The organism is Alsobacter sp. R-9, from assembly GCF_054612375.1.
Window position 1 is genome coordinate 186,648 of the sequence record NZ_JBTSWJ010000003.1, and the last position, 13,983, is coordinate 200,630.

The window sequence follows — 13,983 nt, forward strand, 5'->3', positions numbered from 1 at the left end:
TCAGGCGGGCGTGCACAGCACCACGGCGTAGCGGGCCGGGGTGCTGCCGGGATTGTGGAACACGATCGGCCGGTCGAGGTGCATGTGCAGGCAGTCGCCTGCGGAAAGCCGCGTGGTCGCCTCGCCCCAGGTGAGGTCGAGCGTCCCCTCCAGCATCCAGACACACTGCTGGGTCGGACGGCCCGTCCACACCGCGTCCATGCGCACGGTCTCGCCGGGCGGGAAGGTGACGTCGACGATCTCGAGGGGCGAGCCGGACACGCGCGGCGACACGTTGCGGCGGACATAGCCGGAGGCCGGGTCTCGCCACACGGCCTGGTCCGCGGCGCGCGACAGCGGCGAGGCCGCCTCCGGGCCAGCGGCGAAGAAGGCGGACAGGCTCACGTCCATCGCCGCGCAGAGCTTGCCGAGCAGCGCCGCCGTGGGGCTGGCCTCCCCGCGCTCGATGCGCGAGATCATGGCCCGGCTGACGCCCGAGGCCGACGCGAGGCCATCCATGCTGAGCCCGCTCGCCGCGCGCAGGGCGCGCAGGCGGTCGGCGATGAAGCGGTCGTCGGCGATATCCATTATCGTACCATAGACTCTACTATGGTAGCGTCAAGGTTGCTCCCGAGCCCCGTCGCCAGCCGACCCGGCCGTGCCGAATCCGCGGCCATTCGTGCCAGCTCCGCGGCCGCAATTCTCACGCTCCCATCCCTCCGCCGTCATCCCCGGCGGCGCGCAGCGCCGGGAAGGGGATCCAGCGGCCCCGGCATGGGGAGGGCTGGCGAAGTGGGCACGCCTCGCCGACGGACGCGGTCCTGGATCCCCTTCCCCTCCGCGGCTTCGCCGCTCCGGCCGGGGATGACGGGGGAGAGGCGGACCGGGCGGGGATGAGGGGGGCTACGCAGAGGTGGCCGGAGGGGTCGAGCCGGCGGCGATGGCTACGGCGTCGGCGGGTCAGGCGCGATAAGGCCGCTTCCTCAGCGGGCGGCGACCTTGTCCTCGATGCACTCCCAGATGGAGACGGCGAGGTCCGGGCCGCCGAGGCGCTTGATGGCGCGCAGGCCGGTGGGGGAGGTGACGTTGATCTCGGTGAGGTGGCCGTCGATGACGTCGATGCCGACGAAGATCAGGCCCATGTCCCTGAGCGACGGGCCGATGCGGGCACAGATCTCGCGCTCGCGGTCGGAGAGCTGGGTGGTCTCGGCCGCGCCGCCGCGCACCATGTTGGAGCGGATGTCGTTGGGGGCGGGGACGCGGTTGACCGCGCCGAGCGGCTCGCCGTCGACGAGGATGATGCGCTTGTCGCCGTCCACCACCTTCGGCAGGAAGCGCTGCACCACCCACGGCTCGCGGAACGTCGCGGCGAACATGTCGTAGAGCGAGCCGAAATTGGGGTCGTTCACCGACACCTTGAACACCGCCGCGCCGCCGTTGCCGTAGAGCGGCTTCATGACGACCTCGCCGTGCTCGGCGCGGAAGGCCTCGATCTCGGCCCGGTCGCGCGTGATCAGCGTCGTCGGCATCAGGTCCGGGAAGCTCGTGACGAAGATCTTTTCCGGCGCGTTGCGCACCTGCGCGGGGTCGTTGACGACGAGCGTCTTCGGGTGGACGCGCTCCAGCAGGTGCGTCGAGGTGATGTAGGCGAGGTCGAAGGGCGGGTCCTGCCGCAGCAGCACGACGTCGAAGTCGGAGATGGCGCGGCGCTCGCTCTCGCCCAGCGCGAAGTGGTCGCCCTTCACGTCCTGCACGCGCAGCGGCTGGACCGGGGCCGAGACGACGCCGTCGCGCATCGAGAGCTTGTCGGGCGTGTAGTAGAAGAGGTGGTGCCCGCGCGCCTGCGCCTCGAGCAGCAGCGCGAAGGTGGAATCGCCGGTGATGTTGATGCGTTCGATGGGGTCCATCTGGACGGCGACGGTCAACGGCATGGCGATCGGTCCCTCGGTCTCGGCGTCCGGCGCAGCAGGCGGGCTGTTGCGGCGCACCTTGGCCCGCCGGCCCCCGTCTGGCAACGCCCCCGGCCGCCGTCCGGTCCCGCGTCAGGCGTCGACCGGGAAGGCGTCCTCGACATGGCGGGGCCAGCGCCACGGCGCCAGAAGCACCGCGTCGCCGCGCAGCGCGTAGCGCTCGCACCACGGGTTGCGGCTGCGCCAGTGGGCGATGGCGCGCGCGAGCCGTCGCCGCTTGGGGCCGTCGATGGCCTCTGCGGCCGCGTCGAGCCCCGCCCTCCGCTTCACCTCGACGAACACCACCGTGTCGCCGCGCAGCGCCACGATGTCGATCTCGCCGCCCCCGCCGGCGTGGTTGCGGGCGAGGATCCGGTACCTCTTGAGGGCGAGGAAGGCCGCAGCAGCAATCTCAGATTGTGATCCTCGGCGCAGCGCGGCCTGCCGTTCGGGGCGGCCGCGCCGCCCGGTCATCCGCCCTTCACCAGGGCGACGGCCCGGGCGTAGACGCGCTTGCGGGGCTGGCCGGTCTCCTGCGCCACCACCGCGACGGCATCCTTCACCGACAGGTGGGCGAGCGCGGCCCTCAGGCGGTCGTCGAGGGAGGCGTCGTCGACGCGGGCACCGTCGCCGCTGGACGGCGGACCGATGAGCACGACGATCTCGCCCTTCGGGTCGGGCTCGCCCGCATAGGCCTCGGCGAGCTCCGGCAGGCGGCCGCGCCGCACGGTCTCGAACAGCTTGGTGAGCTCGCGCGCCACCGCGGCCGGCCGGTCGCCGAGGACGGCGGCGGCGTCGGCCAGCATCTCGGCGACGCGCCGCGGGCTCTCGAAGAACACCAGCGTGCCGGGGATGTCGCGCAGCACCTCCAGCCGCTCGCGCCGCCCGGCGGACTTGGGCGGCAGGAAGCCCTCGAAGAAGAAGCGGTCCGTCGGCAGGCCCGCCACCACGAGCGCGGCGAGCACGGCGGAGGGGCCCGGCACCGTGGTGACGGCGTGCCCGGCCTCGACCGCGGCGTTGACCAGCTTGAACCCCGGGTCGGACACGAGCGGCGTGCCCGCGTCGGAGACCAGCGCCAGCGCCTGCCCTTCCGCCAGCCGCGCGAGGAGCTTCGGCCGCATCTCCTCCGCGTTGTGCTCGTGGTAGGGCACCAGCGGCGTGGTGATGCCGTAGTGGGCGAGCAGCGTGCGGGTGACGCGGGTGTCCTCCGCCAGCACCGCGTCCGCCGCGGCCATGGTGGCGAGCGCGCGGAACGACACGTCGCCGAGGTTGCCGATGGGCGTGGCCACGACGTGCAGGCCCGGCGCGATCGGCGCCGCCTCCGCCCGCATGCCGAAGGCGGTGTAGGCCGAGGCTGGCCCCGCCGCTGTGGCCTTGTTGCTGCTCATCGGGCGATTCTCATGGTCGGCGGACCTTGGCATGGCGGCCGGGCTTCGCAAAGTCGCCCTCGTTGGGTTAACAATCGCTCCCGGAGGCCGTGCACGCTCAGGATGCAGCCGTCGGGTTCGCCACCGCGACGCCGCCGCAACCGACCTCGTGGCAAGGCCGTGGAGGAGGAAATCCGGTGTCGCGTATGCTCGAGAGCGCAGGTCCCGTCCCGTCCCTTCTGGCGCGCTGGCGCCCCGTCGCCGTGGCCGCCGCCGCCGCCCTGGGCCTTGCCGCGTGCACGACCGCGGGCCTGCCCGGGCTCGGCGGCTCGGAGCAGGCGCCGTCCGGCTCGGCCGAGGTCCCGGTGATCCCCGGCAAGGTCCGCGTCGGCCTCATCCTGCCGCTGTCGGCCGCCGGCAGCCTCGGCGCCGCCGGCAACTCCCTCAAGAACGCGGCCGAGATGGCGGTCGCCGAGTATCCGGGCTCCAAGGTGCAGCTGATCGTCAAGGACGACCGCGCCGAGGCCGGCGCCGCGCGCGAGGCGGCGCAGCAGGCGCTGGGCGAGGGCGTCGAGATCATCCTGGGCCCGTTGACCGCGCCGTCGGTGCAGGCCGTCGGGCAGGTGACGCGCGGCGCCAACCGCCCGGTCATCGCCTTCTCCACCGACGCGACGGTCGCCTCCCGCGGGGTCTACCTGCTGAGCTTCATGCCGGAGTCCGAGGTCGACCGCATCGTCGAGTTCGCGGCGAGCCGGGGCAAGCGCTCCATCGCGGCGATGATCCCGACCACCGCCTATGGCAACGTGGTCGCGGCGGCCTTCCAGGAGGCGGCCTCCCGTCGCGGCCTGCAGGTCCCGGCGCTGGAGCGCTACGACCGCAACGGCATCGACTCCGCAGCCAAGCGCATCGCCGCGCTGGGCGCCGGGGCCGACGCCCTGTTCGTGCCCGACAACGCCGAGGGCCTCGCCGCGGTGACGCCGCTGCTCGCCTCGAACGGCGTGCGGCTGCAGCTGCTCGGCACGAGTGCCTGGGACGGCGCCTTTGCCAACCGCGGGTTGCAGGGTGGCTGGTATGCCGCGCCCGACAAGGCCGGCTTCAACAGCTTCGCGGCCCGCTATCGCGCCCGCTTCGGCAGCGAGCCCGCCCGCGTCGCCTCGCTGGCCTACGACGCCGTGTTCCTCGTCGAGGCGCTCTACGCGAAGTCGGGCTCGGCCGGCTTCTCGGACGCCACGCTGACCAATCCGGAAGGCATCATCGGCACGGACGGCCTGTTCCGCTTCCGCCCCGACGGTACCAACCAGCGCGGGCTCGCCGTGCTGCAGGTCGGCGCCGGCTCGGCGACCGTGGTCAGCCCCGCGCCGCGCAGCTTCGCCGGCGGCGACGGCACCTGAGGGGAAATCGCGTCCTCGCCGCGCGGGCGGCAAGGTCTGCCACGCCACTCGCCGCCGCTCAGGCGGCGAGATCGGCGACGATGGCGTCGAGCACGGGGAAGCCCTCGCGCGAGACGCGCAGGCGCTTCTCTGCCGTCACCTCGACCAGGCCCTCGGAGACGAGGCTCTCGACCCGCCGCGGGTCCAGGCTGCGGCCGGACAGGCGCGCATAGCGCTCCGGGTCGATCCCCTCGGTGAGCCGCAGGCCCATGAGCAGGAACTCGTCGCCCTCCGCCTCGCCGGACAGGCGCTCGGCCTCGATCACGCCGTGCCCCTCGGCCTCAACCTTGGCCAGCCACGCCTCCGGCACGAGCTCGGTGGACATGGCGATGCGGCCGGTGCCGGTCGAGAGGCGGGCGTGGGCGCCCGGGCCGACGCCGGCATACTCGCCGTAGCGCCAGTAGACGAGGTTGTGGCGGCACTCGGCGCCCGGACGGGCGTGGTTGGAGATCTCGTAGCCCGGCAGCCCGCGCGCCTCGCAGATCTCGCGCGTCGTGTCGTAGAGCGCGCGTGCCGTGTCGGCGTCCGGGACGACCAGCCGCCCGGCGTCGCGCAGGCGCTCGAACATCGTGCCCGGCTCGATGGTCAGCTGGTAGAGCGACAGGTGCTCGGCTGCGCGGTCGATGGCCTCGTTCAGCTCGGCCGCCCAGGCGGCGGGCGTCTGGCCCGGACGGGCGTAGATGAGGTCGAACGAGTAGCGCTGGAAGATGCCGGCGGCCATGCCCACCGCTTCCATCGCCTCGGAGGCCGAATGCAGCCGGCCCAGCGCCCGCAGGTCCGTGTCGTTCATGGCCTGCACGCCGAGCGACAGGCGGTTGACGCCTGCGGCGCGGTAGCCGCGAAGGCGCGTCGCCTCGACGCTGGTGGGGTTGGCCTCCAGCGTCACCTCGACATCGGAGGCGACGCTCCAGTGGGCGGCGATGGCGTCGAGGATCGCCGCCACGGTTTCCGGCTGCATCAGCGAGGGCGTGCCGCCGCCGAGAAAGATGCTCGTCACCGTGCGCCCCGGCGCCAGCCCCGCCTGGTGCGCGATCTCGCGGCCGAAGGCGGCGGCGAAGCGCGGCTCGTCGATGCGCTGGTGCCGGACGTGGCTGTTGAAGTCGCAATAGGGGCACTTCGACGCGCAGAACGGCCAGTGCACGTAGACGCCGAAGCCGGCGTCGAACGGAGGATGAGCGGTCATCCCGCTCATGTCGCGGTTTTGGGCCGCGAACGCAAGCGCAGGGATTGGGCAGCAGCCCCGTCCTAGGGGGTGACCCGGCGCAGGGTGAGGTTGATGCGCCCGCCGCGCTCCAGCAGGGTCGACGAGCCGGGCAGGATGCGGTCGATGCCGTGGAAGGCGAGCCGGGCCTCCCCGCCGAACACGAGGGCGTCGCCGGAAGCGAGCTTCACCGAGCGCGTCGGCCCGCCGCGGCTGGTGCCGCCGATGCGGAAGACGGCGGTGTCGCCGAGCGACAGGGACACGACGGGCGCGTCGAACGTCTCCTCGTCGCGGTCCTGGTGCAGGCCCATCCTGGCCTCGGCGCCGTAGTAGTTGACCAGGCAGGCCTGCGGCTCGCGCGGCTCGCCGGCGAGGTCCCGCCACGCCCGCAGGGCCAGCGCCGGGATCGGCGGCCAGGGGGCGCCGGTGACGGGGTGCACAGGCTGGTAGCGGTAGCCGGCCGCGTCCGAGACCCAGCCCAGCGCCCCGCAGTTCGTCATGCGCACGGAGAACGGCTTGCCGGTGCGCGGCATCGTCGGCGTGAAGAACGGCGCCGCCGATGCCGCCTCGCGCAGGTCGGCGACGAGGTCGGCCTGCTCGGCGGGGCTCAGGTAGCCGGGATGGACGGTGACGCCGGGCTGCAGGACGAGCATGGGGTGATGGTCTCGGGACGTCCCCGTCTTGGCGCCATCCCCTTCCCGACCGACAGCGCCGGTCGCCGGGGCCGACGGCGAGGTGTCAGCCCGCGAGCACCTGCTTCGAGGCCACCGTCGAGTCCGCGTTGAGGCGGTAGACGAGGGGGACGCCCGTATCGAGCTCCATCGACGGGATGGTCTGCGGCGTCAGCCGGTCGAGCACCATCACGAGGGCGCGCAGCGAGTTGCCGTGGGCGGCGACGACGACGCGCTCTCCGCGAAGCACGCGCGGCAGGATCTCCTGGCAGTAGTAGGGCAGCACGCGCGCCACCGTGTCCTTGAGGCTCTCGCCGCCGGGAGGGGCGACGTCGTAGGAGCGGCGCCACACGTGCACCTGCTCCTCGCCCCAGCGGGCGCGGGCGTCGTCCTTGTTGAGGCCCGAGAGGTCGCCGTAGTCGCGCTCGTTCAGAGCAGCGTCGCGGATCGTCGCGAGGCCCGGCTGGCCGAGTTCCTCCAGCACCAGCCGGCAGGTGTGCTGCGCGCGGGTGAGGGCGGAGGTGTAGGCGACGTCGAACCCGATGCCGAGCGCCTTCAGCCGCTGGCCGGCGGCCCTCGCCTCGGCGATGCCCTTCTCGGTCAGGTCCGGGTCCTTCCAGCCGGTGAACAGGTTCTTGAGGTTCCAGTCGCTCTGGCCGTGGCGGACGAGGACGAGCAGGCGGTCCATGGGCGGTGTCTCCGGTCGGGAAGTGCGGTCTGTCCGCGGAGGCCTTAGCGGATTTCGCCGCCGCGCGCCCCCGCGACCTTGGTTCAGTCGGTAAGGCCGAGCACGTCGGCCATCGAGTACAGGCCGGGCTTGCGCCCGCGGGCCCACAGCGCGGCCTTCACCGCGCCCTTGGCGAAGAGGGAGCGGTCCTCCGCGATATGCGTGAGCACGAGGCGCTCGCCGGGTCCGGCGAAGACGACGCTGTGCTCGCCCACCACCGTGCCGCCGCGCAGCGACGCGAAGCCGATGGCGCCTGGCTTGCGGGCGCCAGTGATGCCGTCGCGCCCGCGCTCGGAATGGTCCTTCAGGGGGATGCCGCGCCCCTCGGCCGCCGCTTCGCCGAAGAGCAGCGCGGTGCCTGAGGGGGCGTCCACCTTCATGCGGTGGTGCATCTCGACGATCTCGATGTCGAAGTCCTCGCCCAGCGTCGCGGCCACCTTGCGGGTCAGCGCCGCGAGCAGGTTGACGCCCATGCTCATGTTGCCCGAGCGCACGATGGTGGCATGGCGCGCGGCGGCATCGAGCTTCTCGAGGTGGCTTTCCTCCATGCCGGTGGTGCCGACCACGTGGACGATGCGCGCCTGCGCCGCCAGCGCCGCGAACTCGACCGTGGCGGCGGGCGCAGTGAAGTCGAGCACGCCGTGCGCCTGCGCGAAAACGGGGAGGGGATCGTCGGTGATCAGAACGCCGGTCGCGCCGATCCCCGCGAGAAGGCCCGCGTCCTGCCCCAGCGCGATCGACCCCTTCTGTTCGATCGCGCCCGCCAGCGTGGCACCGGAGGTCTCGTGGATGGTCTTGATCAGCATCCGGCCCATGCGGCCGGCGGCGCCGACGACGACGAGACGCATTTCGCTCATGGGTGCCTCCCTTGGCTGCGGGCGGTATAGCGCGCGCCGACCGGCGGCGGAAGACGGCGTCAGAACCGCTTGGTCAGGACCGGCCGCCCGGCGCCGAGACGCCGGACGTCCTCCGGCATCCGGGCGGCGTCGACCGCCAGCCATCCGCGGCGGAACAGGAAGTCGACCGCTGCCCGGCTGCGCGCGGTGATGAGCCCCTGACCGAAGAAGGCCCAGCGCGCGAACTCCTCGACCGCCGTCAGCAGCGCGGTGCCGACGCCGCGGCCGCGCCAGTCCTCCAGCACGCACAGGCTCTCGACCGCGAGCACCCCGTCGAGCTCGCCCACCACGGCGACCGCCACCGCCTCGTCCGTCGCGACGTCCTGCCCGACGAACACGCGCCCCGCGGCGGCATAGGCGTCGATGAGGTCGGCCTCCACCGGGTCCCCGGCGCGGCGGGCGAGGTCCGCCAGGACGGGTGCCTCGCCGACGGCTGCGAAGCGGATCGACAGGCCGTCGGCGAGCTTGCGCTTCATGGCGTCCCTCAGGACGGCTGGGGCCCGTCGTAGCCCTCGATGATGATGAGGTCGCCGACCGACGCCGTGAGGCGGTGCTTGATGGCGGCCTGATACTCGGGGGATTCGTAGCACGCGACCGCCGTCGCGTAATCGGGGAACTCGATGACGACGTTGCGGGAGCGGGCGCTGCCCTCCCTCACCTCGTGGCGGCCGCCGCGCACGATGAAGCGCGCCTTGTACTTGGCGAAGGCGGCGGCGTTGGCGGCACGGTAGTTGTCGTAGGCGGCCGGGTCGGAGACGTCGACCCGCGCGATCCAGTAGGCCTTGCTCATGGCTGCGGTCCCTCGTAGGCCTCGACGACGATGAAGTCGCCGGAGCTGCCGTTCTTGCGGTGCTCGCGGGCCGCCTGGTACTCGGGCGACTGGAAGTAGCGCTTTGCCTGCTCGTAGCTCTCGAACTCGAGGATGACGTTGCGGGGGCGGATCTCTCCCTCCAGCGCCTCCGACCGGCCGCCGCGGGCGAGGATGCGCGCCCCGTACTTCTGCATGGCGGCAAAGGCGCCCTTGGCGTATTCGGCGTAGCTCTCGCTGTCGTTCACCGTGACCCGGGCGATGATGTAGGCTTTCGGCATGGGCGTCCTCCTGCTGTTTCGCTGGCAGACAAGACCATGCACCGCGGCCGGTCAACCGGTGGCGAGGCGGGTTCCGGCCGGCGTGGCCGCTGCGCTGGCGACGCTGCTTTTCGCCACGTGCCCCGTGGCCGCCAGGCCCCTGCCCCCGCCGCCGGCACGCGACGTGCTGGTCTGCCCGTTCCCCGCTCCCGACGACGTGACGGCACCCCTGCTCGTCCAGCAGGAGGACGATGGCGACGACTCGTCGGACGACCCGTCCGGGGACGGTTCGGACGACGATGACGAGGGGGACGACGACGCCGGCGACGGCTCCGGCGACGACGGGGGATCGGACGGCCCTTCCGGCTTCGTCGCCGCCCAGGGCTGCGTGAAGATGGGGTTGACGCTCGACGCGGGCGTCACCGTCGGGCGCGTCGTGCTGCCGCGGCTCAAGGGGCTCGGCCGCCTGCAGGGCGTGACCACCTACACGCCCAAGAGCACGTTCGACCTGTGGCACACCATGCCGTCCGACTGGGGCGACGTGACGACGCGCCTCGAACTGGAGACCGTGCCCGGCTCGAGCGACCTGAGCCGCGCCTCGATCCAGGTCGGAGCCGTGATCGCGGGCGTCGAGACGTCGTTCTTCGACGCCTGGTCGGCGGACGAGTTCTCGTTCCGCGCGCTCGCCTCGTCGCAGTCCCCGACGCTGCTGGGCGTGGTCGGGCGGCCGAGCGACCGGGCCACGCTGTCGATGTCGCTGGAGGACACCACGTTCCGGCGCGTCGCCGTGTTCGGCTATGCCGGGCAGGCGATGCCGGACGTTGTGGGCCGCCTGCGCTACTACACGGCTCCCGTGGACCTGACGTTCAGCGCGGCCTTGCGCGAGACGCGCCTGACGCTCCCCGGTGCCTCGACCATCCACGGTGTCGCGGCGCTGGCGAGCGCCAGGATCACCGTCCCGACGGCGCAGGACGGCAGCTACGTCATCGTGCAGGGCGCGTGGGCCGACCAGGCGCCGGGCTACCTCGGCGTCTCCACGCGCACCAGCGTCTTCGCCATCCCGCTCGGCAACGTCCTCGACGCGGCGGTGGCGGAGAAGGGGCGCGGCTGGAACGCCGCGCTCGTCGGCAACTGGCAGTGGGCGGAGACGTGGGCCTCCGCCGCCTTCGTGTCCTACGTGTCGCTGGACATCCCCGGCACGGCGGGCACCGGCCGGCTGAAGTCGACGCGCGGCGCGGCCAACGTCACCTGGCAGGCCTCGCAGACCTTCACCATGACGGCCGAGGTCGGCGCCGCCCGCTTCGATTCCGGCATTCCGCTGGTGCCGTCCTCGCGCAGCTACCAGGTCATCCTGTCAATGTCGCAGGCCTTCTGAGCGCGGTCAGGCCGCGCGCATGCCGCGAGACGGCCGGGTCGCGGCGAGCGTGAACTGTCCCGCGAGCGCCTCCAGCCGTGCCGTCTCGTCCTCTGTGGAGCGGATGGCCGCGTGGGTTTCCTCCACGAGCGCGGCGTTCTGCTGCGCCACGTCGCCGAGCCGGTTCACGGAGTCGTTGAGCCCCAGGATCGTGCGGGCCTGCTCGCTCGAGGTCTCGGCGATCGTGGCGATGACCTCGGTGACGTCCGACACGGCCGTGAAGATCGAGCCGAGCTGGTTCGACGTCTCCTCCACCAGCGACACGCCGGACGCGATCTCGCTCTGCGCCTGGTCGATCAGGGCCTTGATCTCCTGCGACGCCTCGGCGGCGCGCTGTGCGAGAGTGCGCACCTCCGACGCCACGACCGCGAAGCCGCGGCCCACCTCGCCGGCGCGCGCCGCCTCGACGGCGGCGTTGAGCGCCAGCAGGTTGGTCTGGAAGGCGATGCCGTCGATCAGCTCGACGATGTCGGAGATGCGGCCGGAGGAGGCGCTGATCCGGTTCATCGCCTCGCGGGCGGAGTTGAGCACCGCGCCGCCCTGCTGGGCCTGCGTCTCGGCCGAGCGGACGACGGAGGCGGCCCTGTCGGCGCGCGTCGCGTTCTCGCGGATGCCGGCGGTGAACCGGTCGAGGGCGGCGCAGGTCTCGGTCACGGTCGCCGCCTGCTCCGAGGTGCGGTTGGCGAGGTCGTGGATGCCCATCGAGATTTCGCCGGTCGCCGAGCGCACGGCGAGCGCCGATTCGTTGAGCCGCGCCATCGCCTGCGACAGGCTGTCGGCGAGGCTGTTGGTGCCGTCCTTCAGGGAGCCGAACGCCCCGCGGTACTCGCCGCGGATGCGCATCGTCAGGTCGCCTTGCGCCAAGGTGCTCAGCACCATGATGGTCTCGCCGAGCCCGTCGTCGATGGTCTGGACGAGGTCGTTGAGCCGGCGCGACACGGCGAGCATGTCCTTGTCGCCGTCCGTGGCCGAGATGCGCTCGGAGAAGTCCCCGCGCGCGGCGGCGTCCACCACCACGCCGATCTGCCGGGTGAGTTCGCTGAGCACGCGGCGCCGGTCCTCGGTGGCCGCGAGCTCCGTCTGCATGCGGCGGTATTCCTGCTCGGCCCGCTCGTCGATGGCCTGCCGGAAGACGGCGATGGTGCGGGCCATCGAGCCGATCTCGTCCGTGCGCGCGGTATGGGGGATGGGGACGTCCGTCTTGCCGCGGCCGATCTGCTGCATCGTGGCGTCGATCTCGGCGATCGGCCGCACGACGCTGCGCCCGACGAGCGCGTAGAGCGCGCCCGCGGCGGCCAGCGACAGCAGCAGGCTCCCGATGGCCAGCAGGTCGGCGAGGCGCCGCGCGGTGGAAGCCTTGGCCTGTGCCGACCGCGCATCCTCCTCGAGCACGTCCCCGGCGGCCTCCATGGCGCCCTCGAGGGCGGTGAAGCGCTTGTCGAACAGGGGCATCTCGGCCAGCGCCGCGGCGCGATCCTTGAACGCGAGGGCGGCGATCCGCTCGGCCTGGCTGATGTATTCGTCGAGCGGGACCTGCAGTTCGTCGAGCCGGGCCTTGCTCTCGGCGGTGGTGACGATCCGGCGGGTCGAATCGATCTTTTCGCGGAACTCCCGGGCGTGCTCGGCCGTCTCGCGCTGTGTCTGCGCGCCGTCCTCGCCGGAGTCCGAGCGCAGCAATGCGGCATAGACGTCCGCCCGCAGCCCGTCGTGCAGCATGTCGCCGACGGTGTGGTTGCGGATCGCGACCGCCGACGTGGCGATCTCGTCGATGGCCGCGCCGAGATGCTTGGAGGCGAGATAGCCGCCGCCCGCGATGGAGCCGGCGAGAAGCGCGAGGAACAAGCAGAAAAATGCAGCCCGATGCTTGAGCGACGACATGACAATGAATTCCGGAGTTACAACGTGTCCGGAACGTTAAACGCTGAACGTTACTTTAGGTCTAATCGATGACTTGATGTCGATCATCCCTGACGGACGATCAGGACAGCGCGGCGGCAATCTCTTCGACGATCGACTGGGCTGCACGCCGGGGATCGCTCGCCTGCGTCACGGGCCGGCCCACGACGAGCCGGTCCGCCCCGGCGGCGATGGCGCGCGCGGGCGTCATCACGCGCTTCTGGTCCCCGACGGCCTCGCCCGCCGGCCGGATGCCGGGCGTGATGAGCGCCAGCCGGTCTCCCACCGAGGCCCGCATCGCGGCGACCTCCTCCGGCGACAGGATGAGCCCGTCGACGCCCGCCGCCACGGCCTGCGAGGCGCGGCGCGCCACGAGGTCCTTCACACCGAAGGCGTAGCCGGCCTCGGCGAGATCGCCGTCGTCACAGGAGGTCAGGACGGTGACCGCAAGGATCTGCAGGCCGGACGTGCTCCGACCGGCCACGGCCGCCGCCATCGTCTGCGGGTAGGCGTGGACGGTCAGGTAGGTGGCGCCCAGGCCGGCGACGCGCTCGGTCGCCTTCTGCACGGTGTTCGGGATGTCGTGCAATTTCAGGTCGAGGAAGACCTTCTTTCCGCCGCGCACCAGGTCCCGGACGAGGTCGAGCCCGCCTCCGTACACGAGCTCCATGCCGACCTTGTAGAAGCTCACCGCGTCGCCAAGCCGCTCGACGAGGGCATTCGCCTCGGCGACGGAAGGGACGTCCAGCGCCACGATCATCCGGTCGCGGGCGTCGGCGAGGCGGTCGCTCATCAGGGCTCTCCGATTCTGGCGTCCTCCAGGGCGCGCCAGGGGTGGAGCACGGCGAGGCTCTCCCTGTCAAAGGCGATCACGTTGCCGCCGCCCGGCGGCTGGTCATGGATGCGCTGGATCGGCAGCCCGGCGAGCGCGCAGTAGAGCAGGGTGCCGACGCCGCCGTGGCCGGAGAAGGCGACGTCGCCCGCAGGTGCCTCGGCCAGCGCCTCGCGGACGCCGCGCAGCACGCGCGCCTGCGCGTCGGCGGCCCTCTCCCAGCCGCGCACGCTCTCGAGCGGGCGGGCGAAGAAGGCGTCCGCCATCCGCTCGAACTCCGGCGGCGGCAGGAAGCCCGTGGCGGAGCGGTCGTTCTCGTGCAGCCCGTCGCGCACCGAGACCGGCGCCCGGGAGGAGGTGGCGAGCAGTTCGGCCGTCTCGATGGCCTTGGTCTCGTCCGAGGACACGACAGCGGCCAGTCCCCGCACCCAGGCCCGGTCTGCGACGGCGACGAGCCGGGCGCGGCCGGCGTCGGACAGGGACCACTTCGGGACCGGCACCGCCGGGTCGATCTTCACCTGCGGGTGGCTGACGTAGAAGACCCGGGCCATCG

16 protein-coding genes are annotated in these 13,983 nt (G+C 72.4%); 2 read left to right on the forward strand and 14 right to left on the reverse strand.

Going from position 1 to position 13,983, the window contains the following annotated elements; all coding sequences use genetic code 11:
- The 4 genes from ACX9GQ_RS06365 to rsmI all read right to left on the reverse strand — a co-directional run bounded on the left by ACX9GQ_RS06365 (position 1) and on the right by rsmI (position 3,316).
- The gene (locus ACX9GQ_RS06365) at positions 1–567 is read right to left on the reverse strand and encodes a helix-turn-helix domain-containing protein (RefSeq protein WP_459628707.1); all 567 of its coding nucleotides are present in this window, start codon (positions 565–567) and stop codon (positions 1–3) included.
- A gap of 395 nt (positions 568–962) precedes the next feature.
- Positions 963–1,910, reverse strand: coding sequence for a glutathione synthase (gene gshB, locus ACX9GQ_RS06370; protein ID WP_459628708.1), 948 nt, complete (start codon positions 1,908–1,910; stop codon positions 963–965).
- A 111-nt stretch (positions 1,911–2,021) separates the two neighbouring features.
- Entirely contained in the window at positions 2,022–2,402 is a 381-nt protein-coding gene (locus ACX9GQ_RS06375; protein WP_459628709.1) for a YraN family protein, read from the reverse strand.
- Positions 2,399–3,316, reverse strand: coding sequence for a 16S rRNA (cytidine(1402)-2'-O)-methyltransferase (gene rsmI, locus ACX9GQ_RS06380; RefSeq protein ID WP_459628710.1), 918 nt, complete (start codon positions 3,314–3,316; stop codon positions 2,399–2,401). Before rsmI ends, ACX9GQ_RS06375 begins: the two co-directional genes overlap by 4 nt.
- Before the next feature lie 185 nt (positions 3,317–3,501).
- Here rsmI and ACX9GQ_RS06385 point away from each other — a divergent pair, with 185 nt between their 5' ends.
- Positions 3,502–4,686, forward strand: a complete 1,185-nt coding sequence (locus tag ACX9GQ_RS06385) for a penicillin-binding protein activator (RefSeq protein WP_459628986.1) — start codon at positions 3,502–3,504, stop codon at positions 4,684–4,686.
- A gap of 58 nt (positions 4,687–4,744) precedes the next feature.
- Here ACX9GQ_RS06385 and hemW read toward each other — a convergent pair whose 3' ends face one another.
- The 7 genes from hemW to ACX9GQ_RS06420 all read right to left on the reverse strand — a co-directional run bounded on the left by hemW (position 4,745) and on the right by ACX9GQ_RS06420 (position 9,309).
- On the reverse strand, positions 4,745–5,908 hold the full coding sequence (gene hemW / locus ACX9GQ_RS06390; RefSeq protein ID WP_459628711.1) for a radical SAM family heme chaperone HemW: 1,164 nt from the start codon (positions 5,906–5,908) through the stop codon (positions 4,745–4,747).
- A 62-nt stretch (positions 5,909–5,970) separates the two neighbouring features.
- On the reverse strand, positions 5,971–6,579 hold the full coding sequence (locus ACX9GQ_RS06395) for an alpha-ketoglutarate-dependent dioxygenase AlkB family protein (RefSeq protein WP_459628712.1): 609 nt from the start codon (positions 6,577–6,579) through the stop codon (positions 5,971–5,973).
- Positions 6,580–6,664: 85 nt separating this feature from the next.
- The gene (locus ACX9GQ_RS06400; RefSeq protein ID WP_459628713.1) at positions 6,665–7,285 is read right to left on the reverse strand and encodes a 2,3-bisphosphoglycerate-dependent phosphoglycerate mutase; all 621 of its coding nucleotides are present in this window, start codon (positions 7,283–7,285) and stop codon (positions 6,665–6,667) included.
- An 83-nt stretch (positions 7,286–7,368) separates the two neighbouring features.
- On the reverse strand, positions 7,369–8,181 hold the full coding sequence (dapB, locus tag ACX9GQ_RS06405; protein ID WP_459628714.1) for a 4-hydroxy-tetrahydrodipicolinate reductase: 813 nt from the start codon (positions 8,179–8,181) through the stop codon (positions 7,369–7,371).
- Positions 8,182–8,240: 59 nt separating this feature from the next.
- The gene (locus ACX9GQ_RS06410) at positions 8,241–8,696 is read right to left on the reverse strand and encodes a GNAT family N-acetyltransferase (protein WP_459628715.1); all 456 of its coding nucleotides are present in this window, start codon (positions 8,694–8,696) and stop codon (positions 8,241–8,243) included.
- A gap of 8 nt (positions 8,697–8,704) precedes the next feature.
- Positions 8,705–9,010 (reverse strand): DUF1330 domain-containing protein, encoded by a 306-nt coding sequence (locus tag ACX9GQ_RS06415; protein ID WP_459628716.1) that lies wholly within the window; start codon positions 9,008–9,010, stop codon positions 8,705–8,707.
- A complete protein-coding gene (locus ACX9GQ_RS06420; RefSeq protein WP_459628717.1) occupies positions 9,007–9,309 on the reverse strand; it encodes a DUF1330 domain-containing protein in 303 nt (100 codons plus the stop codon). Before ACX9GQ_RS06420 ends, ACX9GQ_RS06415 begins: the two co-directional genes overlap by 4 nt.
- Positions 9,310–9,391: 82 nt before the next feature.
- On the opposite strand from ACX9GQ_RS06420, the gene ACX9GQ_RS06425 reads away from it, so the two are divergent.
- Positions 9,392–10,663 (forward strand): porin, encoded by a 1,272-nt coding sequence (locus ACX9GQ_RS06425; protein ID WP_459628718.1) that lies wholly within the window; start codon positions 9,392–9,394, stop codon positions 10,661–10,663.
- A 6-nt stretch (positions 10,664–10,669) separates the two neighbouring features.
- Here ACX9GQ_RS06425 and ACX9GQ_RS06430 read toward each other — a convergent pair whose 3' ends face one another.
- The 3 genes from ACX9GQ_RS06430 to ACX9GQ_RS06440 form a co-directional block, all read right to left on the reverse strand.
- On the reverse strand, positions 10,670–12,544 hold the full coding sequence (locus tag ACX9GQ_RS06430) for a methyl-accepting chemotaxis protein (RefSeq protein WP_459628719.1): 1,875 nt from the start codon (positions 12,542–12,544) through the stop codon (positions 10,670–10,672).
- Between the two features lie 136 nt (positions 12,545–12,680).
- Positions 12,681–13,391, reverse strand: coding sequence for an orotidine-5'-phosphate decarboxylase (gene pyrF, locus ACX9GQ_RS06435; RefSeq protein ID WP_459628720.1), 711 nt, complete (start codon positions 13,389–13,391; stop codon positions 12,681–12,683).
- Positions 13,391–13,981 (reverse strand): histidine phosphatase family protein, encoded by a 591-nt coding sequence (locus ACX9GQ_RS06440; RefSeq protein WP_459628721.1) that lies wholly within the window; start codon positions 13,979–13,981, stop codon positions 13,391–13,393. The genes pyrF and ACX9GQ_RS06440 overlap by 1 nt, the downstream gene beginning before the upstream one ends.
- Positions 13,982–13,983: the final 2 nt, after the last annotated feature.